Source organism: Microbacterium phoenicis, from assembly GCF_047302325.1.
Taxonomy (GTDB): domain Bacteria; phylum Actinomycetota; class Actinomycetes; order Actinomycetales; family Microbacteriaceae; genus Microbacterium.
Genome location: NZ_CP154849.1, coordinates 2,348,558 through 2,371,274, shown reverse-complemented (window position 1 = coordinate 2,371,274; position 22,717 = coordinate 2,348,558). Strand labels below are relative to the sequence as shown.

Genomic DNA, 22,717 nt, shown 5'->3' with positions numbered 1-22,717 from the left:
TCAGCCCTTGACGCTCCCGGTCGCCAGCCCGCTCTGCCAGTACCGCTGCAGGAAGAGGAACGCGATGATCAGCGGCAAGATCGAGACGAACGAGCCCGTGATCACCGTGGAGAACAGCGCCTGCGCGCCGCCGCCCGCGGAGGCGGCGGACTGCAGCTGAGCGAGTCCCACCGTGACGGGGTACAGCTCCGACGTGTTCAGCATGATGAGGGGCAGGAAGTAGTTGTTCCAGGTCGCCACGAGCGAGAACAGGAACACCGTGACGAGGCCGGGCCCGAGCAGACGCAGCCCGACCTGCCAGAAGATCCGGAACTCGCCCGAGCCGTCCACCCGTGCCGCTTCCATGAGCTCGGTCGGAATGGAGTCGGCCGCGTAGACGCGCATCAGGTACACGCCGAAGGGGCTCACGAGCGACGGGACGATGATCGCCCACGGCGTGTCCGTCAGACCCGCGTTCGAGAACAGCAGGTAGGTCGGCAGTGCGAGGGCGGTGAGCGGGATCATGATGGCGCCGAGGGTCGCGCTGAACAGCGCCTTCTTGCCCGGGAAGTCGTACTTCGCGAACGCGTAGCCGGCCATCGCCGAGAGGAGGGTCGCCCCGGCCGCCGACACGACGGCGTACAGCACCGTGTTGACGAGCCAGCGCCAGAAGATCCCGCCCCGCACGGTGAAGAGGGTCGCGAGGTTGTCCCACAGGTGGAAGTCGCCGCTGAACCACAGTCCGAAGGTCGCGAACAGGTCGGAATTGTCCTTCGTCGCCGACACGATCAGCCACCACAGCGGTAGGACGAAGTACGCGGCGCACAGCCACAGCAGCACGGTCAACGGCACGTTCCGCTGACGCCCGCGGTCGTAGGCGCGACGGGCGCCGACTCGGCGTGCAGGCGTGCCGGTCACGACAGCCCGGGTCTCCAGATCGGTCATCGGACGGCCTTCCGTTCGCGACGCTCGCTGCGCTGGCTGGCGAGCTGGACGACGTACGAGACGATCGCGATGAACAGTCCGAGCAGGAATGCGATCGCCGCGGCGTAGTTCAGCTCCTGGTTGATGAACGCGAGGTTGTACGCGTAGTAGTTCGGCGTGTACGAGTTGGTGATCGCGTCCGGCGCGATGTTGTTGAGCAGGCTCGGCTCGGCGAACAGCTGGAAGGTCCCGATGATCGAGAAGATGACCGTCAGCAGGATGGCGGGGCGGATGGCCGGGATCTTGATGCTCCACGCGACACGGAACTGTCCCGCTCCGTCGATCTCCGCCGCCTCGAACAGGTCGGCGGGAATCGCGCGCAGCGCCGCGTACATGATGATCATGTTGTAGCCGACGAACTCCCACGTGACGATGTTCATCATCGAACCGAGGATGCTGCCGGGCGAGAGGAACTCCGGAGTGCCCCAGCCGATGCCGCGGGCGATCTGCGCGATGGGGCCGAAGTCGGGCCCGTACAGGTAACCCCACATGAGGGTCGCGACGACCGCGGGCACCGCGTACGGCATGAACACCAGCAGGCGGACGCTGCGCGAACCGCGCACCCGGCCGCTGTCGAGCGCGAGCGCGAGGAACAGCGCGAGCCCGAGCATGATCGGCACCTGGATGACGAGGAACAGCCCCATACGTCCGATGCTCGCGAGGAATGCGGAGTCCTGCAGGGCGCGGACGTAGTTGGCGAAGCCGGCGAACACGTCGCCGCCGATGAGCTTGCTCTGGAAGAGCGAGAGGTAGCCGGAGTAGGCGAGCGGCACGATCAGCATCGCGATGAACACGATGAAGAACGGCAGGATGAAGAGGTAGGCGGCGACGTTCTGTCGGCGGCGGTTCGAGCCGGTGCGACCGCGAGACGCGGCGGGGGAACGCTCAGCGCTGAGCGTCGAGGTGGTGGTCACGGATCCTCCTGGGATCGGATGCGGAGGGGATCGGGGCGCCCCGAGGGACGCCCCGATCGCACTCACTTGACGGTGAAGCCCTGGTCCTTCGCGTAGGAGACGAGCTGGTCCTGCCAGGTGTCCAGCGCCGCCGCGATGTCGCCCTTGTCGGCGATGACCGTGCCGAGGGTCTCTTCGTAGCTGGAGTAGACGTACTCCATGAAGGGGAGCCACTGGAAGTCGGTGTCGACCGTCTGAGAGATGTCGGCGAACAGCTTGTTCACCTGCTGGCCGCCGTAGAACTCCGACGTAGCGTCGAGGAACGCGGGGTCTTCGAGCACCGAGTTCTGCGGCGGGAAGAAGAACTGCTCCGTCGCCAGCATCATGGCGGACTCCTCGTCGTGGTTGATGAACTTCGCGAGCTCGGCTGCCGCGATCTTGTTCTCCGACGATGCGAGGACGGCGTCCGAGGACCCGCCCCAGTTGCCCGAGACCTGCGACCCGGCATCCCACTGCGGGAGCGGTGCGGCGCGCCAGAGACCGGACGTGCCCTCGGCGGTGCCCTGCAGGAACACGGGCCCCCACGCGGCGGTCAGCCATCCGGCGTATTTGCCGCTGGCGAGGCCCTGGTACCACTGGTCGTTGAAATCGACGTCGGTCGAGACGAGGTCGCGCTGGATGAGATCAGTCCAGTAGGCGGCGACCTCCTTGGCCTCGGTGCTGTTGACGTCGATCGACACGGTCTCCTTGCCGTCGTAGCCGAACGGCTTGATGCCGCGCTGCCAGAAGAACCCGATGAGCTGGCCGGCCTGGGTCGCGCCGAGGTTCGAGATGTACGAGCCCGTCTTGGACTTCACCGCCTCCGCGGCCGTCGCGTACTCCTCCCACGTCGTGGGGGCCTCGGTGACGCCGGCCTTCTTCAGGATGTCCTCGCGGTAAAGGTTGCCCATGGGGCCGACGTCCTGCGGGATCGCCCACACCTCATCGCCAGGGGACACTTGGTTCCACGCCCATTCGACGTAGTCGCCCGAGAGGTCGTCGGCGCCGTAGGGCGCGAGATCGAGGAGCGAGTCGGCCAGGACGAACGACGGGATGTACTGATACTCGATCTGCGCGACATCGGGCGCACCCTGGCCGGCTTCGATGGAGCTCCGGAGCTTCTGGTAGTGGGGGAGGCCCTGGCCGACGTTCTCGACCGTGACGTCGATCTTCGGGTACTTCTTCTCGAAGAGGGCCACCTCCTTCTCGATGTCGGGCACCCACGTCCAGAACGTGAGCTTGGTGGGGGTGTCCATCGCCTCGTCGATCTGATCCTGCGTGACCGTCTCCTGCGAGGGCCCGTCGGAGGATGCCGGGGCGCAGGCCGCGAGCCCGCCGATGGACATGGCGCCGACTGCCAGCGCCGCTGCTGTCTTGCGTGCCGTTCTCATGTGATCTTCCTTCGTGGTGGGTGGGGTGGTTCAGTTGTCGGGAGTGGAGCTGAGGAAGCAGCGGGTCGCCCACGCTGCGAGGACGAGGTCTGCGCCGGGAGCGAGCTCTTCGCCCGTCACCGCGTCGCGCGCGCCGACGGCGAGCTCGACGGTCTGCGGCTCCCAGCCCCAGTTGAAGACGAACCAGGCCCGGCGACCGTCCGGAAGCGTGCCGGACGCGACGGAGACGGGGAGGGCGGCCTTGTGGAGCAGTCCCACCGAGATCGGTTCGGGGACGGCCCAGCGCACCAGATCGGCCGCGAGGGCGGGGGAGGGCAGCGTGCCGACGACCGTGATCCTGCCGCTGCCGTGCGAGCGCGTCGTGACGGCAGCGAAGTCGCGGAACCGCGGGTGATCGTAGGTCACGAGCGTGTCCGCATCCGTCGGCATCAGTCCGTCGGCCCAAGCCTCCGCAGTCGCGCCGGGCGTCACCTCGAAGGTTCCGACACCGATCGCGGTCACGGACCGCTGAAGGTTCGAGAACTCCTCGTACGAGACTCCGGCGGGCCCGGCGAGGCGGGCCGGCGCGACCTCGATACGGGCCCGCGCCTCGTGATCGCCGTAGCCGGTGCGGATGCCGACGATCAGGTGGCCACCGGCATCCGCGTAATCCCGGAGGAACTCGAGAGCGTCGTCGTCGGCGACGTAGACACCGGCCGCGATGAGGACGGGGAAGCGTGCCGCGAGCTCGGCTGCGCCGAGATCGCGGGCCTGCGCGACGTGGATGACCCGTGCCTGGGCGCCCGCGTCGAAGACACCCCGGTACGAGGCGTCGAAGATGCGCTCGTACGACGCGGCGGCAGGTTCCCCGGCGTCGTCCATGAGAGGCGGGAAGAAGTCGAACGCGAACCGGCTGTCGGTGGACCAGAGGAGGGCGACGTCGGCGTCGGGCTCGAAGCCGTCGAGGGTCGGCCCGATGGCTCCGAAGGCCGCGCCGACCTCGGACAGCTCGCGGTACACACGTCCGGGCTCGAGGCTGTGGGGCAGGATGCCGCCCCAGTAGGTCTCCGTGCCGTACGGCAGCGTGTGCCAGTGCCAGTACTCGATCATGGCCGCGCCGCGCGAGACGAAGGCGAAGGCGGCTTGCGTCAGCTGGCCCGGGTAGGGCGGCAGGTTGAAGGCGGAGCCGCCGATGGACTGGGCATCGGTCTCGGTGATGAGGAACCGCTCCTGCTTCGAGGAGAACGTGCGGTCCGCCTGGCGGAACATGCTGCTGACGCCCGACGTCGTCCACGGCGTGACCGGGGGGAGTTCCTGGGTCGCGTCGAGGTGGTCCTGCATCGCGTAATAGGGGTTGCCCGCCGTCACGTCGAGTTCGAGTGTCACCGAGCGGTCGTCGAGGGCCGGTCGCGGATAGGCGATGCAGGTCGTCACGAATTGGTCCGGTGAGGCGTACTCCCGCACGATGGCGGCCTGCCAGGCGATGAACTCGGTCGTGAGGTCGGCCTGGTAGCGCCGCCAGGCCAGGTCGTACTGCGGCAGGCTGTTGCCGTCCGGTGTCCACAGTTCCGACCAGTCCGCGATGCGGTGGGACCAGTAGGTGAGCCCCCACTCTCGGTTGAGCGTCTCGACGTCGCCGTAGGTGGCAGCCAGCCGCCGGACGAATCGCTGGAACGTGCTCCGGTTGTGAGGCAGGAGCATGCCCGGTTCGTTGTCCACCTGGTAGCCGATCACGGCAGGGTGATCGGCGTAGCGGGCGACGACGGCGCGGATGATGCGCTCGGCGTAGTGGCGGAAGGTCGGATGGGAGTAGTCCACTTCCTGACGAGCTCCCCGCGGGTGCGGATGGCCGGTGGCGATCTCCGCAGCGATCTCGGGGTGGGCGGCCTGAAGCCACGGCGGGACGGCGTAGGTGGGCGTGCCGAGGATGACCGCGATACCCCGGTCGTGCGCCCCGTCGAGCACGGGCTGCAGCCAGTCGAGGTCGAACTCGCCGTCACGGGGCTCCCAGGTCGACCAGACCGACTCGCCGACACGGATGACGGTGAACCCCGCCTGCTTCATCAGGTCGAGGTCGAGTTCGGTGCGCTCCGTCCAGTGGTACTCCGCGTAGTACGCGGCGCCGAACAGAAGGTGCGAGGGCAGGGGCGCAGGCATGCAGGGACTCCGTCGTCAGGCTGGATGTTGTCGGAAACATCTCCGATGCGCACCATGATGTTTCCGATAACATCAGATGTCAAGTAACAGTTCGGGGACGAGGGTGCATGGCTGGTCGGAGCACGAAGCCGGCGACGATCTACGACGTCGCCGAGGCGGCCGGTGTCTCGCATCAGACTGTCAGCCGGTACTTGGCGGGGTACGAGGGCATCCGCCCGGCGACCCGGGAACGCGTCGAGCATGCCCTCCACCGGCTCGAGTACCGGCCCAACCTCAGTGCGCGGGGCCTGAAGCTCGGTCGATCGCACATCATCGCCGCCCTCACCCACGAGCTCGGGCAGGTGGGGCCGGCACGCGTTGCCGAGGGTGCCGCGGCCGCAGCCCGCGAGGCCGGGTACGTCCTCGACCTCATCACCCTCGACGTCCACAATCCGCGCGCGATCGAGGAGTCTCTGCGTCTGCTGAATCAGCAGACGCTCGCCGGCGTCCTCGCGCTGTCCTCGACGGACGAGATGAACCGGGTGTTCGCCGGAGCCGACTTCGCCGTGCCCCTTCACGTGCATTCCGAGCCCGACGATGCGACGGGCGCCCACGACACCGGTCTCCCGACGCTCATCGCGCACCTGGCCGCGCTCGGCCACCGTCGCATCGTGCACATCTCCGGCGCGGGCAACTGGCCAGCCAGCCGTAACCGCAGTCGGGCCGTCGCGGCCTCCGCGGCCGCCCACGGGCTCGAGGTGGTCGCGGAGTTCCAGGGCGATTGGTCGGCGGCGTCGGCTCACGCCGCCCTCGCTTCGCTCGAGCGGCTGCCCGCGGCATCCGCCTACGTCGCCTCGAATGATCAGATGGCACTCGGTGCCATGCTCGCCCTCAAGGAGCGCGGTCTGCGCGTGCCGGAGGACGTCAGCGTCGCGGGTATCGATGACATCCCCGAGGCGGCGTTCTTCGACCCGCCGCTCACCACGCTTCGCGTCGACTTCGCTGCGCGCGGGCGTCAGATCGTCGCCGACATGCTCGACAAGATCGGCGCTCCCGCTCCCGCGAGCCCCGTCGTCGACGTGCCGACGCTGCAGGTCCGCAGCTCCACGGCCCCACCGCCCGACTGAACGGGTGCGGCTGTCGAGCGGAGGAGAACGGCGACGACCGGCGCCCCGTCACTCGATCCGGCCGCAGGGTGAGACGGCGAGGATGTCGAGCGTCTTCGGGCCGCCACCGGCCTGTTCCGTCACGTCCACCGACACTCCGGTTCCCGCCCGGTTCACGCGGACGGTGGCGACGTCGGTGTCGATGCCGACGGGCTCGACGGCCCACTCCTCGCCCAGGGTCGTGGGGAGCTCGGTCAGTACGGCCCCGGTGTCCGCCGTGTCGGGGAGCACCGCCGACCCGTGGAACGTGGCGAAGGCGGTTCCCTCGGGACCGGTGGGGCCCGCGGTGCCGCTGTCGCACGCGGTCGACGTGGGGTCCCCGGTCGGGGTGAACTCGGCTCCGTCGGGCAGGGCGGCGACGACATCGGCGACCGCCTCTTGGGCGTGAGCGCGCACCGATGCGAACGTCGCTCCCTGCGGTGAGGCGCATCCCGCGAGGGCGATGACGAGAAGACCGACGAGCACCGTTGCTGCGGCGGAGCGGGGTGCCATCAGCCGGTTCTCTCGCGAGCGAGGGAGGTGAGGAGGAGGCGGACATCGGCGAGCACGGTTCCGTTGGCCGACGCGTCGCCGCTGAACAGGCGGTTGTGGAGCGTCAGCCCGCGAGCGAGCATGCCGCCCATCGCCGAGACGGGAACGTCGGACAGGCCGGGATCGATGATGGTGATGCCGGGGAATTCCTCGGGTCCGACGCCGTAGCCGATGTCGCCCATCTGGAATCCGGCGTAGAGGCGGTTGATGTCGTCGGTTGCCTGGGCGGCGTAATAGGCCGTGCCGGGGGAGGTCGTGTAGCCGTCGGTCGCCCCGACACCGGCCGCGAGGAAGCGGGCGTCGAAATGGGCACCGTCTTCCTCGGCGGCGCTGCCGACCTGCGATCCGGCGCTGTGCTCGTAGCTGAGCGTCGGTAGACCCGGGAAAGCGACGTCGATTCCCTCCACGATACGAGCGTAGCTCGCGCCCGCTGCCGTCGCGATCGTGTTGTTCTGCGGCCCCGAGGCGAGATCGATCGAGAGCTGCGGCATCGGGGCGGCGAGCACGGTGAAGGCGAGAACGGGTGTCGACGGGTCCGCGTGGTCCACCTGCCAGTCGGCGAATGCGGTCACGGGGTCCGGCACCATGAAGCTTCGTACCGTTGCGTTCGTCCCCGGAACGACCAGGAGGATGCCGGTGGCGGTCGCCGGTTCTCCCGTCATCTCGACGAGGGCGCCGCGGTCCGGGGCGAAGAGGTAGAGGTTCACCGCGCCGCTGACGACTCTCGCCAGGTAGGAGTGCTCCTGCAGCAGGGGCTCGAGTTCCGCCTCCGACGCGGGAGCGGACACCCGTCGCGCGAGTGTCGCGAGGACCGTCTCTAGCTTGCTGAGTCGTTCTCGGGCCGCGACGCGGTTGGCGGCGACACGCACGTCGGCCGGAAGGCCGTCGAGTGCGCCGATCTGCTCGGGGGAGGACCGGATGAGGGTCTCGCGGGTCGCGGGGGAGAGGCTCGACCACCACACGGCGGCGGCATACGGACCGATGTGACCGGCGTCGATCGGTGTCGGCGCGTCGGAACCGGGGGAGTCGTGAGCGGGAGAATGGCGCGTGCTCCCCGACGATCCGATGTGGCCGAAGAGCAGGACGGCGGCAGCGGTCAGCGCGACGGCGGGGTGGGCGAGCGCGCTCAGCATACCGCTGATGATAGAGCTCCGCAGAGATGCTCATCTCCCTCTTGAATACTGACCGCGGGCGCGGGTGACTCATAGACTTCTGCCGTGGTAGATACCCCCGCAGAGGACGCACCGCGTTTCAGCCCCGTCATCGCGCTGCTCGCCGTCTCGGCATCGTGGGAGGCCCAGCTCGCGGCAGAGCTCCGGGGCCTCGGTATCTCGACCCGGAAGTTCGGGTTGCTCGGGCACATCGGGGCCGAGCCGGGGATCTCCTTCTCGGAGCTCGCCCGTCGCTCGCGCATCACCGTCCAGTCCGCTCATGCCGCCGTGCACGCTCTGGTGGACGACGGACTCGTCGCCGACGCGACGGCCCAGGCCGGGGCGGCGAGCGACCTGAGCGTGACCGAACGCGGTGCCCAGGTGCTGCGCGACGCTCAGGACCGCCTCGAGCGACTCGACGATGCGCTGTCGCAATCGCACCCGCGCATCGCGGACTCCCTCGGCGGCATCCGTGCGGGCGTGATCGAGTGACCTCTCGCCGCGGCCGGTCGCTCACGGTCGTCCGCGGGGTGGCGCGGGCCCTTCTCGCCGTCCTCCTGACCGGGGCGGGCCTCGGCCACTTGACGGTGCTCCGGCGCGGGTTCCGGGTTGCCGTCCCCGACTGGTCCACCCGCGTGCTGCGGATGGACAAGGACACCATCGTCGTCGCCTCGGGCGTCGTCGAGATCATGCTCGGCGTCGCCCTAGCCGCACTGCCTCGAGAGCGACGTCGGGTCGGGTTCGCCATCGCGGCGTTGTTCGTCGCCGTCTTCCCCGGGAACATCCACCATTGGCGCTCGGGGCGGGACGTGCCCGGGCTCGACTCGGACGCGAAGCGGTTCGGGCGGCTCTTCCTCCAGCCGGTGCTCGTCGCATGGGCCGTGTGGTCGACGCGGCGCTGACCCGCGTTCCCGCCACGCCGCGTTCTCACCGCCCCGGTCCTTCAGGTAGGCTGAAGGCGTGTTCCGCACCCCTCTCTCGATCTTCCGCATCCTCGCCATCGCCGAGGTGTTCTCGTGGACCCTGCTCATCGCGGGTCTCATCATCCGTGCCGTGGGAGGACCCGCGCTCGCCGTCACGATCGGCGGCGGCATCCACGGCTTCGTCTTCCTGTCCTACGGGGCGACCGCGCTCGTCGTCGCCCTCAACAACCGGTGGGGTCTCGGCACGGCGGTACTGGCGGTCGGATCGGCCGTCGTCCCCTACGCGACGCTCCCCGTGGAGATGTGGCTGCGACGCAGCGGAAGGCTCGACGGTGCGTGGCGACTCGAGGAGACCTCGGACCCGCGCGACCGTCGCCCCGTCGACCGGCTGCTGCGCTGGTTCCTGCGGCACGCCGGCATCCTGATCGCGCTCGTCGTGGTCGCGGTCGTCGCTCTCTACGTCGTCCTTCTGATCGTCGGCCCTCCCGGAGGGCGTTGATCGTCAGCGACGCGTCGACACCGTCACGGTGAACTTGGCGTCCCTCGCCACCTGACGGGTGGGCCCGACGAGGCGTTCGAGATCGCCGCGGTACCGCATTCCCGAATTCCAGACGCACCAGAGCTCGCCGCCCGGGCGCAGGACGCGTGCCGCGTCCGCGAACAGATGGAACGCCAGCCGCTCGGTCAGCGCCGCTCCGCTGTGGAACGGGGGGTTCAGTGCGATGAACGAGGCGGATGCCGCGGCTCGGCTCGCGAGCAGATCATCGCGGACGACCTCGATCCGGTCCGCGACGCCGTTCGCGGCTGCCGTCGCGCGCGCCGAGGCGACCGCTGCCGCGGACTGGTCCGAGGCGTAGACGGAGGCTGCGGGATGCCGCTTCGCGAGGTGTGCGGCGACGGCACCCGTTCCGCACGCCATGTCGATGAGCGGATCCTCCGGCGATCCGCCGGCAGGGTGCTCCGGCAGGTTTGCGAGGAGGAGCCGGGTGCCGTGGTCGAGGCGCGCGCCTGCGAATGCGCCGCCGAAGGCGCGGATCTCGAGATCCCTCTCGCGTCCTTCGGCAGGCACGGGGTCGCCGCCGTATCGCGGTTCCCGTGCGAACAGGACGCGGGATTTCTGTCGGGCGTGCGAAACGTCGATGCGTCCGAAGTGCTCGCCCAGGACGTCGTTCATCGTCGGGGTCATGTGCTTCAATCGGCCGCCGGCCACCACGACGACGTCGGGGGAGGCGTGGGCGGAGATCAGCCCCGCGACGTCGCGGAGCGCGTCGAGCGCGCGCGGCAGGCGCACGAGCACGACCCGAGCGTCTCGGACGGCGTCGGCGTCGAGCCCGACGACCCGGACGCGATCGCTCAGCCCGAGCTCCGCGGCGTTCCGGGAGATCGCCTGCTCGCCGGCCAGCGCATCCTGATGGACGCGGACGCCCTGCGCGCCGTCATGCGCGGCGGCCAGGGCGAGAGCGCCGTGGGTGTCGCCGATCGCGACGATCGACCCGGCCGGTGCACCGGCGCGGAGGTCGGCGGACTCGTCCAGGATGAGCCGGTCGGCGGCATCCGATGCCACCAGATCCGGACCTTCGACGTCGGGGCGACGGGAGAGCCGGTCGAAAGGGAACGGGTCTGGTCGCGTCACCTCACCAGCGTAGGTGAGGGCATCGGCCGGTTCGTCGCCTGCGCGGGGGATACTCGGAGGATGAAGACAATCGCTCGCTGGGCTCTCGCCGGCGCCATGGTGTTCGCCGGTCTCAGCCACCTGTTCTGGGCGCGCAAGGAGTTCCAAGCTCAGGTGCCCGACCTCGTGACGGACACCCTGCCGATCGACAAGGACGGTGTCGTCGTCGCGTCCGGGGCCGTCGAGATGATGCTGGGCGCCGCGCTCGTGGTGCTCCCGAAGGAGCGGCGCCGGATCGGCGTCATCCTCGCGGCCTTCTTCGTCGCGATCTTCCCCGGCAACATCGGTCAGGCGCTCGGCAAGCGCGACGGGTTCAGCCTCGACAGCGACAAGGCTCGGTGGGGCAGGCTGCTGTTCCAGCCCGTGCTCGTCGCGTGGGCTCTCTGGTCGACGCGCGACTGACCCGGCCTGACACGCGACGAGGCCCTCGACCTGCTCCGGTCGAGGGCCTCGTCGCGTCACTGCGGACGATCAGGTCCGCATGCCGCCCGTTCGCAGTCGCGACAGGGCGTCGACGGTGGCGGCGAGGATCAGGACACCGCCCGTGACGATCAGGTTGAAGCCGGCATCCATCTTCAGCAGGCCGAGACCGTTGATGATGACGGCGATGACGAGCGCACCGATCGCGGCGTGGATGAGCCGGCCGCGACCGCCGAACAGGCTCACGCCGCCGACGACAGCCGCCGCGACACCCGACAGGACGACGTCGCGTCCGACCGCACCATCCACGGATCCGACGCGCGTCTGCGCGAACAGCAGCGAGACCACAGCGAGGCCCGACGCGGCGACGAAGCACCACCACTTCACCCAGCGCACCTTGATCCCCGCGCGACGAGCTGCCTCGGCGTTGCCGCCGATGGCGTAGACGTAACGGCCGAACCGGGTGCGGTCCAGGACGAAGGTGCCGATGAAGAGGATCGTCAGCACCACCGGGACGATGATCGGGACGCCCTCGATCGGGATGATCGACTGCGACCGGTTGAGGTTGAGGACGAAGACCGCGGCACCGCCGAACAGCGCGATGACGGCGAGCTTGGCCCACACGAGCGCCATGGGCCGGTTGGGGACGCCGGCGCGGGTGCGACGGCGACGATCCCAGAACGACAGGCCGCCCGAGATCAGAAGCATGACGGCGAGCATGGCCCACCCGGCCCATATCGGCATGCGTCCGTTCTGGAGTGCCAGGAGTTCGGGCACCTGGATCGGGTAAAGCCCGCCCGCTCCGATGATGAGGAGAGCGAGACCCTGGTACCCCAGGAACAGACCGAGGGTGACGACGAAGGACGGGATGCCGATCCTCGCCACCAGGAAGCCGATCAATGCTCCGGTCGCCAACCCGATCAGGAAGCCGATGGCCAGGGCGAGGGGCCACGGGAACTCGAACTTGACGTTGAGCACCGCGAATGCCGCGACGCCGACACCGCCGGTCACACCGGCCGACAGGTCGATCTCGCCGAGCAGCAGGACGAACACGAGCGCCATGCCGAGCACGACGAGCGAGGCTGCCTGGCTCATGAGGTTCGCGAAGTTCACCGGGGTGAAGAAGAACCTGCTGAGCACGCTGAAGAGGATCACGAGCAGGATCAGCCCGCCGACGGCGGGGAGTGCGCCCATCTCGCCGCCGCGCACGCGCTGCCACCAGGCGCCTATCTGGTCTCCGACGCCGCCTTCGACGCCGCTTCCGATGAGGTCGCTCGCGACGGGGTCGGGTGCCGCCGCGGTTCGGGTGCTGGTGCTCATGCGTCGCCTCCGACGGGGATGGTGGACGTGCCCACGAGCTGGACGCCCGGCGGGACCTTGGTTCCGGTGATGTAGCCGACGATCTCGTCGCGGGTCGACTCGGTGGTCGGCACCTGCGCGACCATCTGGCCGAGGTAGAGAACGGCGATGTCGTCGGCGACCGCGAAGACATCGGCCAGGTTGTGGCTGATGAGGACCACGGCGACGCCCTGGTCGGCGAGGCGACGGACGAGGTTCAGCACCTGCTCCGTCTGGGCCACGCCGAGCGCGGCGGTGGGCTCGTCGAGGATGACGACGCGCGCCTTCTTGAGCACGGCGCGCGCGATGGCGACCGTCTGACGCTGGCCGCCGGACAGGCTCGACACCTTCTGCCGGACGCTCTTGACGGTGCGCACCGACAGAGACCGCAGGGTGTCGGAGGCCTCTTTCTCCATCCGACCTTCGTCGAACGTGCCCGCGCTGACCTCTTCGCGCCCGAGGAACATGTTCTGGACGATGTCGAGGTTGTCGCAGAGCGCGAGGTCCTGGTAGACGACCTCGATGCCGAGGGCACCGGCATCGCGAGGCGTGCGGAGGTGCTCCTCGGTGCCGTCGACGAGGATCTGGCCGGTGTCGTAGGGCTGCACACCGGCGAGGCCCTTGATGAGGGTGGACTTTCCGGCGCCGTTGTCGCCGACGAGGGCGGTCACCATGCCCGGGCGGACCTTGAGGTCGACGCCCTTGAGGACGCTGACGGGACCGAAGGACTTCGTGACGTGCCGGAGTTCGATGATGGGTTCGCTCATGCGGTTTCTCCTGAGAGATCGAGGGGGATCAGCGCAGACAGAGGGGAGTGGGGATGCCGCGGGTGCGGCATCCCCACTCCCGTCAGATCACTCGACGCCGAACTCGGCGCACTTGTCGGCGAGGCTCACGCCGGCGATGTCGCCCGAGCAGATGTCCGAGGCCGACGCGTCACCGGCGGCGACGACGTCCTTGACCTTGTCGGGGCCGACGAGCTGAGGCGTGACCGCGATGTACGGCGTGCCGTCCTCGAGCTTCTGGTCAGCCGTCGGGGTCGAACCCTTGAGGAGGTCGGTCGCGACCTTGATGGCGGCCTCGGCCTCGTCCTTGACCGGCTTGTAGACCGTCGCGGTCTGCCATCCTGCGAGGATGTTGCGCAGGCCCTCGACGTTGGCGTCCTGACCCGAGACGGCGACACCCTTCAGGTCGCGATCCTGGAGCACCTTGATGACGCCGTCGGCGTTCGTGTCGTTGGCGGCCCAGACGCCGTCGACCTTGCCGCCGTTGGCGGTCAGTGCCTGCTCGAAGTTGGTCTGGCTCTTCGCGCCGTCCCATGCCCCCGGAGGCTCGGCGACCGGCTTGATGCCCGCCGCTTCCATGACCTCGACGGCGCCCTTGCGGAACATCGCGGCGTTGCCATCGGCGGGGTCCCCGCCGATGTAGAAGACGGCGGCCGTCTTCGGGTCCTTGCCCGCAGCCTCGAGGCCGTCGAGCACGGTCTGGCCTTCGAGCTTGCCGACCTCGACGTTGTCGAACGAGACGTAGTAGTCGGCGCCCGCGAAGGGGCGGTCGTAAGCGATGACCGGGATGCCCTGCGACTTCGCCTTGGAGGCGACACCCGCGGCAGCGCCGTTGTAGTCGACGAGGAGCATGACGCCGCAGCCCTGGGTGAGCTGCTGGTCGGCGATCGTCGCGTACTTGGACGTGTCGCCCTGGGCGTTCTGGATGTCGACCTCGAAGCCGGCGCTCTTGAGCCCCTCGTCGAGGTACTTGCGGTCGAAGTTCTCCCAGCGGGGCGACGACGCGGCGTCGGGGAGGATGACGCAGGCGCGGCCGGCGTCGGCGGGGGCGTCGCCGCCGCTCGACCCGCCGGGAGCGGGGGTGCTCGTGCTGGAACAGCCTGCGAGCAGGAGTGCCGCGGCCCCGAGGGCTGCGGCAACGGACAGGGACTTCTTCATCGTTCGCCTTTCGACAGTGAAATCGAGCGAGCGCGACTTCGCGCTTGACGACGATCTTGATGTGTTCACGAAATGAAGTCAAGATGTGAACATAACGCTTTCGTCACCGTCGACGGTCGTCCCGAGCCCTCTCCGGAAGCGGCGTCCGGCGTGCCAGGATCAGGTCCGGCCGGTGCCGAGCTGCATGCGTCGCGTGATGGCGTCGAGAGCGACGGCGAACACCAGGACGGCGCCGGTCACCATGAACTGGACGGCCGAGCTGAGGTTGATCAGGGTCAGCCCCGACGAGATCGCCTGGATGACGACGACGCCCAGGAGAGCGGCGAAAGCCGAGCCGCGCCCGCCGAACAGGGACGCGCCGCCGATGATCGCCGCGGCGATCGCGTTGAGGTTCGTGTCGGCTGCACCTGTGCTCTGGTTGGCGGCCGCCAGTCGGGCGGCGGCGAGGACACCGCCTGTCGCCGCCAGGACCGAGCAGAGGACGAACACCGAGACGACGATCCGGTTGACCCGGATGCCGGCACGCCGCGCGGCCTCGATCGAGCCGCCGACCGCGAACACCGCCCGCCCCCACCGGGTACGGGTCAGAGCGAAATGGGCGATCACGACGAGAACGACGAACAGGACGAACATGACGCCCACGCCGCGGGACAGGTTGAGGTACCAGGACCCGCCCACGAGTCCGACGAGCAGAAGCCCGCCGCGGATGAGGATGCTGACCGTGCGATCACTCTCGAGTTCGGCAGCCGTGCGTCGCCGCGCGCGACTGAGCAGAGTGCCGGTGTAGCCGAGCGCGGTGGCCGCCGACAGGGCGTACGACAGCCACGCGGGCAGGTACCACTGCTGCGCGAACTGGACGATCCACGAGTCGAAGGGCAGGTTGATCGACCCCGCGTCGCCGAGGACCCACAGCTGCACGCCCAGCAGGCCCAGCAGGCCCGCCAACGTCACGACGAAGCTCGGGAGGCCCAGCGTCGTGCGGAGCAACCCGTAGACCGCGCCGACGACCGCTCCGGCGGTCAGAGCGGCCCCGATCGCGAGCCCGAGCGGCCATTGCAGCTGCACCGCGCCCACGGTCAGGATCGCGGCGGCCACACCGGACATGGAGCCGACGGAGAGATCGATCTCGCCGATGAGGAGGACGAGCACGATGCCGAGCGAGATCGTCCCGAGCGCGGCGCACTGCATGAGCATGTCGCTCAGGTTCCGGCTCGTGAGGAACACGGGGTTCAGGGCCTGGAACACGATCGCGATCACGACCAGGGCGAGCACCACCGGCATCCGTCCCACGTCCCCGGACCGGACACGGGCGACGACGCGTGCGAGGATCCCGTCGTCGCGGTTCACCGGTCGCCGTCCAAGCGGCGTCGGGCGCCCGCGAGGGGGATGACCGGAGCGCGCGGCTCCTCGGGAGGCGGCACCGGTCGCGGAGTGTCGAGCGCGCCGGTGATGGCGGCGATCAGGACTTCGCTCGTGGCCGTCTCCGCATCGAACTCGCCGTTGTTGCGGCCGAGACGGAGGACGACGATGCGGTCCGCGACGGCGAGGACGTCGGTCAGGTTGTGGCTGATGAGGATCACGCCGTGGCCGCGATCGCGCAAGCGTTCGATGAGGTTCAGGACTTCTGCCGTCTGCGCGACGCCGAGGGCGGCGGTCGGTTCATCGAGGATCACGATGCGCGGCTCGCCGATCAGCGACCGGGCGATCGCCACCGTCTGACGCTGGCCGCCGGAGAGCGTCGAGACGGGGACGCGGACGGAGGGGATCTTCGCCGCGAGCTCCCGCAGCAGCATCCACGTCCGCTCCTCCATGCCGACCTCGTCGAGGCGTCCGCGGTCGATGAGCTCGCGACCGAGCCAGAGGTTGGCGACGACGTCGAGGTTCTCGCAGAGAGCGAGGTCCTGGAACACCGTCGCGATGCCGAGGTCCTGCGCGTCGGCGGGGCTCGAGAGCTGCACGAGCTCGCCGTCGAGCTCGATCGTGCCGGCGTCGGCGGGGTGCACGCCTGCGAGGACCTTCACGAGGGTCGATTTGCCCGCGCCATTGTCGCCGACGAGGGCGACGACCTCGCCCTCGCGTACACGGAAGTCGACGCCGTTGAGCGCGCGCACAGCGCCGAATCGTTTGTCGATGCCTCGCATCGACAGGACGTGGTCGCCGGTGCGACGGGAGGAGACGCTCACGCGGGGTGCTCTCATTCCAGGCCTGCGGCGGCGCAGGCCTCGGCGTAGGGGGGCGTGCAGATGTCCTCGACGGTCCAGAAGCCGTCGGCGACGACGGTCGAGGCGATGTCCTTCACGGTCACGGCGACGGGGGTCAGGAGGGTGGAGGGGATGCCGTCCACCGTCGTGTCGCCCGTGGGTCGCTTGCCCGCCGCCAGCTCCGTCGCGACGTCGGCGGCGATCGTCGCCTGTTCGCGGATCGCCTTGTAGACGGTCATGTACTGATCGCCCGAGACGATGCGTTGCAGCGCCGTGAGTTCGGCGTCCTGTCCGGTGACGATGGGGAAGGGTGAGACGTCGGCGGCACGCAGCGCGGCGATCGCTCCGCTCGCGGTGCCGTCGTTCGCGGCGTAGACCGCCGCGACCTCGTCGCCGTACTGCGCGAGTTGCCCCGCGACCCAGGACTGAGCCTTGTCGGGACTCCAGTCGGGGGTGTCGTATTCGGCGAGGACGCGCAGGCCCGCCTTCTCGATCACACGCCGGGCACCCTCGCGGAACTGCGCCGCGTTGCTGTCGGTGGGAGCCCCGTGCACCATCAGGATGCCGCCGTCCGTTCGGCCTTCGGCGTTCAGACCGGCGACGAGAGCTTCGGCCTGCAGTTCGCCGACGCGCTCGTTGTCGAACGAGACGTAGTAGGCGGGCTCTCCGCCCCCGATGATCATCCGGTCGTACGAGACGACCGGCACGCCTTCGGCTGTCGCGGAGGCGAGGATGGATGCCGCGGCCCGCCCGTCGACGGGATCGAGGACGAGCACCGCAGCGCCCGCCGCGAGTGCCGATTCCGCCTGCTGCTGCTGGCGGGCGGCATCCTGATCGGCGTTCGTGTACAACACCTGCGCGTCACCGAGCTCGGCGATCCGCTTCTCGAACACGGGGCGATCGAACGTTTCGTAGCGCGCCGTCTTCTTGTCGGGCAGGAGCAGCGCGATCGTCGTCTGCGCGGGTGAGTTGTCGGGAAGGGCGCACCCCGAGAGTGCGGCAGCAGATGCCGCCGCGAGCACGACGGCGGTGACGAGTCGCCTCATGCGGGAAGAGCGACCAGATCGGCGTCGACGGCCACGTGGTCCAGGGCCAGGGCGATCGCCCCGCGGGTCTCGGCCCACTCCGCGAAGGCGGACGCGACGATTTCAGGAACCCCGCCGCCGAGGATCGCGCGTTCCAGGGCGTGTCGGAGCGGTGCCAGGAGGATCTCGCCGGCACGCGCCAACTCGCCGCCCACGACGATGCGTTCCGGATCGATGAGGTTGCACAGGCTCGCCGCGGCGATGCCGATGTGGCGGCCGGCATCCGCGATCGTGCGCTGCGCGGCCGGGACGCCGTCGCCCGCCGCCGTCACGAGATCACGGAGGCGATGGATGCCGTCGGCTTCGCTGAAGCCGGCCAGGAGAGCGGGACCTGCGGCCACTGTCTCGAGACAGCCTCGGTTGCCGCAGCGGCACAGCGCACCGTTCTCGTCGATCGTCATGTGACCGATCTGACCGGTGCGGCCGCTGACTCCGCGGAAGAGCTCGCCGTCGACGAGGAGCCCTGCGCTGATGGAGTGGCCGACCGTGACGTACACCGACGACGAGGCGCCTCGGGCGGCGCCTTCGCGCGCTTCGGCGAGCGCACCGAGGTTCGCCTCGCTGTCCACGTGCACGGGGCGGCCGATCCGCGCGGAGAGGCTGCGGGCGATGTCGACCCCGTCCCATCCGGGCAGGAGGCCGGGCGTCGAGATGACGGACGTGCGCGGATCCACCGGGGCGGGCAGCGCCAAGCCGACGCCCAGCAGATCCGACAGGGACCCGCCGAGCCCGTCGACCATGTCGCCGAGCAGCAGACTGAGCCGATCGAGCTCGGCATCGTGCCGGTGGTCGGGGGCGAGGGGGATCGATGCCTCGGCGACGACGGACCGCGTGGCGTCGGCGATCGCGACGTGGAGCTTGCGGGTCGAGAAGTGCGCACCGGCGACGAGGCCGACCTGCCGGGCGAGCGAGACGAGGGTCGCGCGGCGGCCGCTGCGGGACGTGAAGGAGGTGTGGAGCACGCCGGAGGCGGTGAGCTCCTTGACGATGTTCGACACCGTCGCGGGGGAGAGGCCGGTGGCGCCGGCGAGCTCGATCTGCGTCAAGCGCCCATGCCTCTTGAGCGAATCGAGCAGTCGTGCACGATTCGCCTCTCGCAGTGAGGACTGCGAGCCGGGCGGAGTTGACCGGCGAGCCACGGGGACACCCTACCGTGCCGGGGGTCGTCCGAGTCGGGATGCGGCCCGGATCGCGCCGTCAGGAGCCGTCGACGGCGCGCACGCGGACGATGTTCGTCGATTCGTCGAGTTCGGCGATCTTCGGGTGCGCCTTCACGAAGTCCGAGAACGAGCGGTGACCCAATGCCTTCTCGCTGAAGGACGGGTCCATGCGCTTGAGCAGGTTCTTGACCGCCGAGAGGTGCATCCACTCCTCGTCGGTGCGGACCTGCTCGAGGCGCAGCGCGCGGGAGAGGAGCTGCTCCACGGGATCGACGGCCTTTCGGCGGCGGCGTGCCGTCGAGGGTGCGGTCTCCGGGGCGGGCTCGGGCTCGCGGGTCGCGACGCCCGGCAGGGCGTCGTAGGCGTCGAACTGGTCGCAGGCGGCAGCGAGCGACTTGGCGGTCGAGCCCGCGACGCCGACGGCGACGACGACGCGCCCCAGCCGCTTGCACCGCTGCGCGAGCGGGACGTAGTCGCTGTCGCCCGCGACGATGACGACGTGGGTGAGGTCCTCGAGACGGAACAGGTCCTCAACGGTGTCCACGGCGAGTCGGATGTCGGCGCCGTTCTTCGCGTAAGCGGCCGCCGGGAACAGCTGAACGAGGTCGACCGCGCGCGCGACGAGCTGCTGACGGTACAGCGAGTTCACGGGCGACGACCAGTCCGCGTACGCGCGCGTGAGGACGAGCGTTCCGAAGGATGCCGCGTAGTCCATGATCGCGCCGACGTCGATCATCGCGGCGGCCAGGCGCTCCGAGATCTCCTTCTCGTCGGGGTCGGCGGCGATCCGCTGGCGGTCCCGCGAGTAGCTGTTGCGACCGTGGACCCGGTCGTACCAACTCATGACGATGTTGTCGAAATCGAGGTAGACCGCGACGCGAGGAGTGGAGGAATCCGGCATCCCCCCAGTCTTACAGCTTGTCCCGCGAGGGTGGTGAGGACGAGGGTGCGCGACGACATGGCGCACTCATAGACTCTGGCCCATGCCGTACCTCATCTCGCTCGTCGTGCTGGCGGGCATGATCTTCGCGCTGATCGACATCATCACGCGGGACCAGAGCCTCGTGAAGCACATGCCCAAGACGATATGGCTGTTCGTCGTGATCCTGCTGCCGTTCCTCGGCACGGTGCTGTGGTTCGCGATCGGCCGGGAATACCCGCAACGCGAGGTGCGCCGCGCGCCGCAGTTCGCGCCGTGGGCGACCGAGCCGGCGGCCGCGCCGGTGCGCCGATCGGACGCCCGATCGACCGAGCAGCAGCTCGCCGATCTCGAGCGTGAGATCGAGGAGGAGCGGCTGCGCGCCGAGCTCGCCCGGCGTCGCCGGGAGCTCGGAGACCCGGCCTGAGGCGAACTCAGCTGCGCGGGTAGACGACGCCGATCTGGCGCCGGATCTCGTCGAGGGTGCCCATGATGGCGACGCTCTCGTCGATCGGCAGGAGCTCGCTGTCGGTGCGGCCCTCGGCGATGAGCTGTTCGGCGTAGAGCGCCTGGAACTGCATGCCGCGTCCCTCGATCTCGGTGCGGAACTCCTCGACGACCGCGCCGTCGATATCGAACACCCGGAAGGACGTCGGGGCGTAGAAGACCCCGTCGATCTCGATCCGCCCCTTCGTCCCGACGATCTGCGCCGCGTTGGCGCCGGCGCCCCGCATGGAGGTGAGGAGCGACGAGACCCCGCCCGACGCGTGGCGCACGGAGATCGCGACGTCGGTGTCGGCGCCGGTCTCGCCGAGCTGCGCCGTCGCGAGGATCTCGGCGGGCGCGCCGAGGACGTCCCACGCGAACGAGACGGGGTAGATCCCGAGGTCGAGGAGCGCACCGCCGCCGAGCGCGAGATCGTTGAGCCGGTGACCGGAGTCGGTGGGGAGGTTCTGCGTGTGGTCGGCGCTGAGGACCCGCACCTCGCCGATGACGCCCGCCGCGAGGACCTCCCGCAGGCGCACCATGTGGGGCAGGTACCGCGTCCACATCGCCTCCATCGCCAGCAGGCCGTGCTCGGCGGCGCGGTCGCGGATCGCGACGGCCTGGTCGGCGTCGAGGGTCAGGGGCTTCTCGATGAGCACATGCTTGCCGTGCTCGAGGGCGAGGGTCGCGCACGCGAGGTGGTGGCTGTGGGGCGTCGCGATGTAGACGATGTCGACCTCGGGGTCGGCGACGAGCTCTTCGTACGACCCGTAGGAGCGGGGGATGCCGTACTTCGCGGCGAATTCCTGCGCCGACTCCGAGCGGCGCGAGCCCACGGCGGTGACCGTGAGACCCGCCGTCTTCAGGTCGGCGGTGAAGGCGTGCGCGATGCCGCCGGTGGCCAGGATTCCCCATCGAAGAGCGGTCATGCCCCGAGCCTATCGGCGGGCGCGGGTGGGTCGATCTAGAGTCGGACCGTGGCCCGCACCTCCGATTCCTCCCTCGGCCGCTTCCGCGAACTCCTGCAGATCCCGACGGTCTCCCTGGATCCGGGTGATGCCGACGCCGACGGCACGCACTTCCTCCGTTTCCACGACGCTCTCGTTCGTCTCTACCCGGCCCTGCATGCGGTCCTCGAGCGGGAGGTGGTGGCCGGCTATTCGCTCCTCTACCGCTGGCGCGGGCGGGATGCCGCGTCCCCGCTCGTCCTCATGGCGCACATCGACGTCGTTCCCGTCGTCGCGTCGGAGTGGTCGCATGAGCCGTTCGGCGCCGAGCTCGTCGGTTCCGGGGACACCGCCGAGATCCGTGCGCGCGGCGCCGTCGATGACAAGGGGTCCCTCGTCGCGATCCTCGAGGCCGTGGAATCGCTCGTCGCGGAGGGCGTTGTGCCCGAGCGTGACGTGTACCTGGCCTTCGGGCACAACGAGGAGGTCGCCGGCGACGGTGCGCAGGCGATCGTCGAGGTGCTGCGACAGCGGGGCGTGCGTCCATCGCTCGTGCTCGACGAGGGTGGTGCCGTCGTCGAGGGAGCGCTGCCGGGGGTGACCGTCCCGACCGCCGTCATCGGCGTCGCCGAACGCGGCGTGATGACGGTGCACCTGACCGCCCGCGAGCTCGGCGGGCACGCCTCGACGCCGCCCCGCGATCCCGCGACCGCACGGCTCGCCCGAGCCGTCCTGCGGCTGCACCGGCGCCCGTTCCCGACCCGCCTCGTGCCGCCGGTGCGCGCCATGTTCGAGACGGTCGCGCCATACACGTCGGGGCCGCTCCGGCGCGTGTTCGCGAGCATCGGGGTGACCGGCCGGCTCCTCGTGAAAGTCTTCCCCCGCCTCGGGCCGGAGCTCAACGCGCTCGTGCGGACCACCGCGGTGGTGACCGAGCTCTCCGGTGCAGCCGGGGCGAACGTCCTGGCCACGGCGGCACGGGCGAGCGTCAACGTCCGGCTCCTCCCCGGAGACACCGCGACGTCGGCGGAGGCGCGCATCCGCCGTGTCGTCGGCGACCCGCTCGTCGAGGTCGACGTGGTCTCGGCATCCGACCCGTCACCCGTGTCACCCTGGTCGGGTCCCGCGTGGGACCGTCTCGCGGCGGCGACGCGGTCGGCGCTCGGCGAGGAGGTCCTGCCGACCCCCTACATCCAGCTCGGCGCGAGCGACAGCCGCTGGTTCACCGAGATCAGCGGACACGTGTACCGCTTCACGCCGTTCCACCTGACGCGGGGCGAGCGCGAGGCGCTGCACTCGCACGACGAGCGGATCCGTGTGGGCTCGTGGCTGCGCGGCATCGAGTTCTACCGCGAGCTGCTGCGGGCGAGCTGA

The 22,717-nt window shown here is 69.7% G+C and carries 23 protein-coding genes; 7 read left to right on the top strand and 16 right to left on the bottom strand.

Annotated elements, in window-relative coordinates; translation table 11 throughout:
• The 4 genes from ABCU91_RS11585 to ABCU91_RS11570 form a co-directional block, all read right to left on the bottom strand.
• Positions 1 to 924: a carbohydrate ABC transporter permease gene (locus ABCU91_RS11585; RefSeq protein ID WP_091354930.1), complete on the bottom strand. Its 924-nt coding sequence runs from the start codon at positions 922 to 924 to the stop codon at positions 1 to 3.
• Positions 921 to 1,877: a carbohydrate ABC transporter permease gene (locus ABCU91_RS11580; protein WP_240741345.1), complete on the bottom strand. Its 957-nt coding sequence runs from the start codon at positions 1,875 to 1,877 to the stop codon at positions 921 to 923. Before ABCU91_RS11580 ends, ABCU91_RS11585 begins: the two co-directional genes overlap by 4 nt.
• 62 nt (positions 1,878 to 1,939) lie before the next feature.
• Positions 1,940 to 3,286 carry an ABC transporter substrate-binding protein gene (locus tag ABCU91_RS11575; RefSeq protein ID WP_413353775.1) on the bottom strand — a complete coding sequence of 449 codons (1,347 nt, stop codon included), beginning with the start codon at positions 3,284 to 3,286 and terminating at the stop codon, positions 1,940 to 1,942.
• A gap of 30 nt (positions 3,287 to 3,316) precedes the next feature.
• Positions 3,317 to 5,422 (bottom strand): beta-galactosidase, encoded by a 2,106-nt coding sequence (locus ABCU91_RS11570; RefSeq protein ID WP_413353774.1) that lies wholly within the window; start codon positions 5,420 to 5,422, stop codon positions 3,317 to 3,319.
• 107 nt (positions 5,423 to 5,529) lie between these two features.
• Between ABCU91_RS11570 and ABCU91_RS11565 the strand changes: the two genes are divergently transcribed.
• Complete coding sequence (locus ABCU91_RS11565; protein WP_413353773.1) at positions 5,530 to 6,528, top strand: LacI family DNA-binding transcriptional regulator; 999 nt, start codon at positions 5,530 to 5,532, stop codon at positions 6,526 to 6,528.
• A 48-nt stretch (positions 6,529 to 6,576) separates the two neighbouring features.
• Here the strand turns inward: ABCU91_RS11565 and ABCU91_RS11560 are convergent, their stop codons facing one another.
• Together ABCU91_RS11560 and ABCU91_RS11555 are read right to left on the bottom strand one after the other, a co-directional pair.
• Positions 6,577 to 7,059 (bottom strand): hypothetical protein, encoded by a 483-nt coding sequence (locus tag ABCU91_RS11560; protein WP_413353772.1) that lies wholly within the window; start codon positions 7,057 to 7,059, stop codon positions 6,577 to 6,579.
• Positions 7,059 to 8,231: a hypothetical protein gene (locus ABCU91_RS11555; protein WP_413353771.1), complete on the bottom strand. Its 1,173-nt coding sequence runs from the start codon at positions 8,229 to 8,231 to the stop codon at positions 7,059 to 7,061. Before ABCU91_RS11555 ends, ABCU91_RS11560 begins: the two co-directional genes overlap by 1 nt.
• Before the next feature lie 84 nt (positions 8,232 to 8,315).
• On the opposite strand from ABCU91_RS11555, the gene ABCU91_RS11550 reads away from it, so the two are divergent.
• The 3 genes from ABCU91_RS11550 to ABCU91_RS11540 are packed head-to-tail and all read left to right on the top strand — an operon-like array spanning position 8,316 to position 9,671.
• A complete protein-coding gene (locus tag ABCU91_RS11550) occupies positions 8,316 to 8,741 on the top strand; it encodes a MarR family winged helix-turn-helix transcriptional regulator (protein WP_231916581.1) in 426 nt (141 codons plus the stop codon).
• Complete coding sequence (locus ABCU91_RS11545) at positions 8,738 to 9,151, top strand: hypothetical protein (RefSeq protein ID WP_413353770.1); 414 nt, start codon at positions 8,738 to 8,740, stop codon at positions 9,149 to 9,151. Before ABCU91_RS11550 ends, ABCU91_RS11545 begins: the two co-directional genes overlap by 4 nt.
• Before the next feature lie 58 nt (positions 9,152 to 9,209).
• Positions 9,210 to 9,671 (top strand): DUF3817 domain-containing protein, encoded by a 462-nt coding sequence (locus ABCU91_RS11540; RefSeq protein WP_406923902.1) that lies wholly within the window; start codon positions 9,210 to 9,212, stop codon positions 9,669 to 9,671.
• Positions 9,672 to 9,674: 3 nt separating this feature from the next.
• Here ABCU91_RS11540 and ABCU91_RS11535 read toward each other — a convergent pair whose 3' ends face one another.
• Positions 9,675 to 10,805, bottom strand: a complete 1,131-nt coding sequence (locus ABCU91_RS11535; RefSeq protein ID WP_413353769.1) for a methyltransferase — start codon at positions 10,803 to 10,805, stop codon at positions 9,675 to 9,677.
• A gap of 60 nt (positions 10,806 to 10,865) precedes the next feature.
• Between ABCU91_RS11535 and ABCU91_RS11530 the strand changes: the two genes are divergently transcribed.
• A complete protein-coding gene (locus ABCU91_RS11530; RefSeq protein ID WP_307470505.1) occupies positions 10,866 to 11,246 on the top strand; it encodes a hypothetical protein in 381 nt (126 codons plus the stop codon).
• Positions 11,247 to 11,315: 69 nt separating this feature from the next.
• On the opposite strand, the gene ABCU91_RS11525 is transcribed toward ABCU91_RS11530, so the two are convergent.
• The 8 genes from ABCU91_RS11525 to ABCU91_RS11490 all read right to left on the bottom strand — a co-directional run bounded on the left by ABCU91_RS11525 (position 11,316) and on the right by ABCU91_RS11490 (position 19,892).
• A complete protein-coding gene (locus ABCU91_RS11525; protein WP_406923905.1) occupies positions 11,316 to 12,584 on the bottom strand; it encodes a sugar ABC transporter permease in 1,269 nt (422 codons plus the stop codon).
• Positions 12,581 to 13,369, bottom strand: coding sequence for an ATP-binding cassette domain-containing protein (locus tag ABCU91_RS11520; protein WP_406923906.1), 789 nt, complete (start codon positions 13,367 to 13,369; stop codon positions 12,581 to 12,583). The genes ABCU91_RS11525 and ABCU91_RS11520 overlap by 4 nt, the downstream gene beginning before the upstream one ends.
• Before the next feature lie 87 nt (positions 13,370 to 13,456).
• Entirely contained in the window at positions 13,457 to 14,545 is a 1,089-nt protein-coding gene (locus ABCU91_RS11515; protein WP_406923907.1) for a sugar ABC transporter substrate-binding protein, read from the bottom strand.
• Between the two features lie 159 nt (positions 14,546 to 14,704).
• Positions 14,705 to 15,892, bottom strand: coding sequence for a sugar ABC transporter permease (locus ABCU91_RS11510; protein ID WP_413353768.1), 1,188 nt, complete (start codon positions 15,890 to 15,892; stop codon positions 14,705 to 14,707).
• Positions 15,889 to 16,728, bottom strand: coding sequence for an ATP-binding cassette domain-containing protein (locus tag ABCU91_RS11505; protein WP_413353767.1), 840 nt, complete (start codon positions 16,726 to 16,728; stop codon positions 15,889 to 15,891). Before ABCU91_RS11505 ends, ABCU91_RS11510 begins: the two co-directional genes overlap by 4 nt.
• Before the next feature lie 11 nt (positions 16,729 to 16,739).
• Positions 16,740 to 17,792: a sugar ABC transporter substrate-binding protein gene (locus ABCU91_RS11500; RefSeq protein ID WP_413353766.1), complete on the bottom strand. Its 1,053-nt coding sequence runs from the start codon at positions 17,790 to 17,792 to the stop codon at positions 16,740 to 16,742.
• Positions 17,789 to 18,970: an ROK family transcriptional regulator gene (locus ABCU91_RS11495; protein ID WP_413353765.1), complete on the bottom strand. Its 1,182-nt coding sequence runs from the start codon at positions 18,968 to 18,970 to the stop codon at positions 17,789 to 17,791. The genes ABCU91_RS11500 and ABCU91_RS11495 overlap by 4 nt, the downstream gene beginning before the upstream one ends.
• Before the next feature lie 58 nt (positions 18,971 to 19,028).
• Positions 19,029 to 19,892 carry an NYN domain-containing protein gene (locus ABCU91_RS11490; RefSeq protein WP_413353764.1) on the bottom strand — a complete coding sequence of 288 codons (864 nt, stop codon included), beginning with the start codon at positions 19,890 to 19,892 and terminating at the stop codon, positions 19,029 to 19,031.
• Between the two features lie 82 nt (positions 19,893 to 19,974).
• Here ABCU91_RS11490 and ABCU91_RS11485 point away from each other — a divergent pair, with 82 nt between their 5' ends.
• Positions 19,975 to 20,337 (top strand): PLD nuclease N-terminal domain-containing protein, encoded by a 363-nt coding sequence (locus ABCU91_RS11485; RefSeq protein ID WP_413353763.1) that lies wholly within the window; start codon positions 19,975 to 19,977, stop codon positions 20,335 to 20,337.
• Positions 20,338 to 20,344: 7 nt separating this feature from the next.
• On the opposite strand, the gene ABCU91_RS11480 is transcribed toward ABCU91_RS11485, so the two are convergent.
• A complete protein-coding gene (locus tag ABCU91_RS11480) occupies positions 20,345 to 21,325 on the bottom strand; it encodes a Gfo/Idh/MocA family protein (protein ID WP_413353762.1) in 981 nt (326 codons plus the stop codon).
• Positions 21,326 to 21,373: 48 nt separating this feature from the next.
• On the opposite strand from ABCU91_RS11480, the gene ABCU91_RS11475 reads away from it, so the two are divergent.
• A complete protein-coding gene (locus tag ABCU91_RS11475) occupies positions 21,374 to 22,717 on the top strand; it encodes a M20/M25/M40 family metallo-hydrolase (protein WP_413353761.1) in 1,344 nt (447 codons plus the stop codon).

What these genes read in the sequence shown, in the direction of transcription:
- ABCU91_RS11575 (WP_413353775.1), bottom strand. Translation starts at nt 3,286, where the DNA reads ATGAGAACGGCACGCAAGACAGCAGCGGCGCTGGCAGTCGGCGCCATG.
- ABCU91_RS11500 (WP_413353766.1), bottom strand. Translation starts at nt 17,792, where the DNA reads ATGAGGCGACTCGTCACCGCCGTCGTGCTCGCGGCGGCATCTGCTGCC.
- ABCU91_RS11490 (WP_413353764.1), bottom strand. Translation starts at nt 19,892, where the DNA reads ATGCCGGATTCCTCCACTCCTCGCGTCGCGGTCTACCTCGATTTCGAC.
- ABCU91_RS11485 (WP_413353763.1), top strand. Translation starts at nt 19,975, where the DNA reads ATGCCGTACCTCATCTCGCTCGTCGTGCTGGCGGGCATGATCTTCGCG.
- ABCU91_RS11480 (WP_413353762.1), bottom strand. Translation starts at nt 21,325, where the DNA reads ATGACCGCTCTTCGATGGGGAATCCTGGCCACCGGCGGCATCGCGCAC.
- ABCU91_RS11570 (WP_413353774.1), bottom strand. Translation starts at nt 5,422, where the DNA reads ATGCCTGCGCCCCTGCCCTCGCACCTTCTGTTCGGCGCCGCGTACTAC.
- ABCU91_RS11530 (WP_307470505.1), top strand. Translation starts at nt 10,866, where the DNA reads ATGAAGACAATCGCTCGCTGGGCTCTCGCCGGCGCCATGGTGTTCGCC.
- ABCU91_RS11525 (WP_406923905.1), bottom strand. Translation starts at nt 12,584, where the DNA reads ATGAGCACCAGCACCCGAACCGCGGCGGCACCCGACCCCGTCGCGAGC.
- ABCU91_RS11585 (WP_091354930.1), bottom strand. Translation starts at nt 924, where the DNA reads ATGACCGATCTGGAGACCCGGGCTGTCGTGACCGGCACGCCTGCACGC.
- ABCU91_RS11555 (WP_413353771.1), bottom strand. Translation starts at nt 8,231, where the DNA reads ATGCTGAGCGCGCTCGCCCACCCCGCCGTCGCGCTGACCGCTGCCGCC.
- ABCU91_RS11565 (WP_413353773.1), top strand. Translation starts at nt 5,530, where the DNA reads ATGGCTGGTCGGAGCACGAAGCCGGCGACGATCTACGACGTCGCCGAG.
- ABCU91_RS11515 (WP_406923907.1), bottom strand. Translation starts at nt 14,545, where the DNA reads ATGAAGAAGTCCCTGTCCGTTGCCGCAGCCCTCGGGGCCGCGGCACTC.
- ABCU91_RS11520 (WP_406923906.1), bottom strand. Translation starts at nt 13,369, where the DNA reads ATGAGCGAACCCATCATCGAACTCCGGCACGTCACGAAGTCCTTCGGT.
- ABCU91_RS11560 (WP_413353772.1), bottom strand. Translation starts at nt 7,059, where the DNA reads ATGGCACCCCGCTCCGCCGCAGCAACGGTGCTCGTCGGTCTTCTCGTC.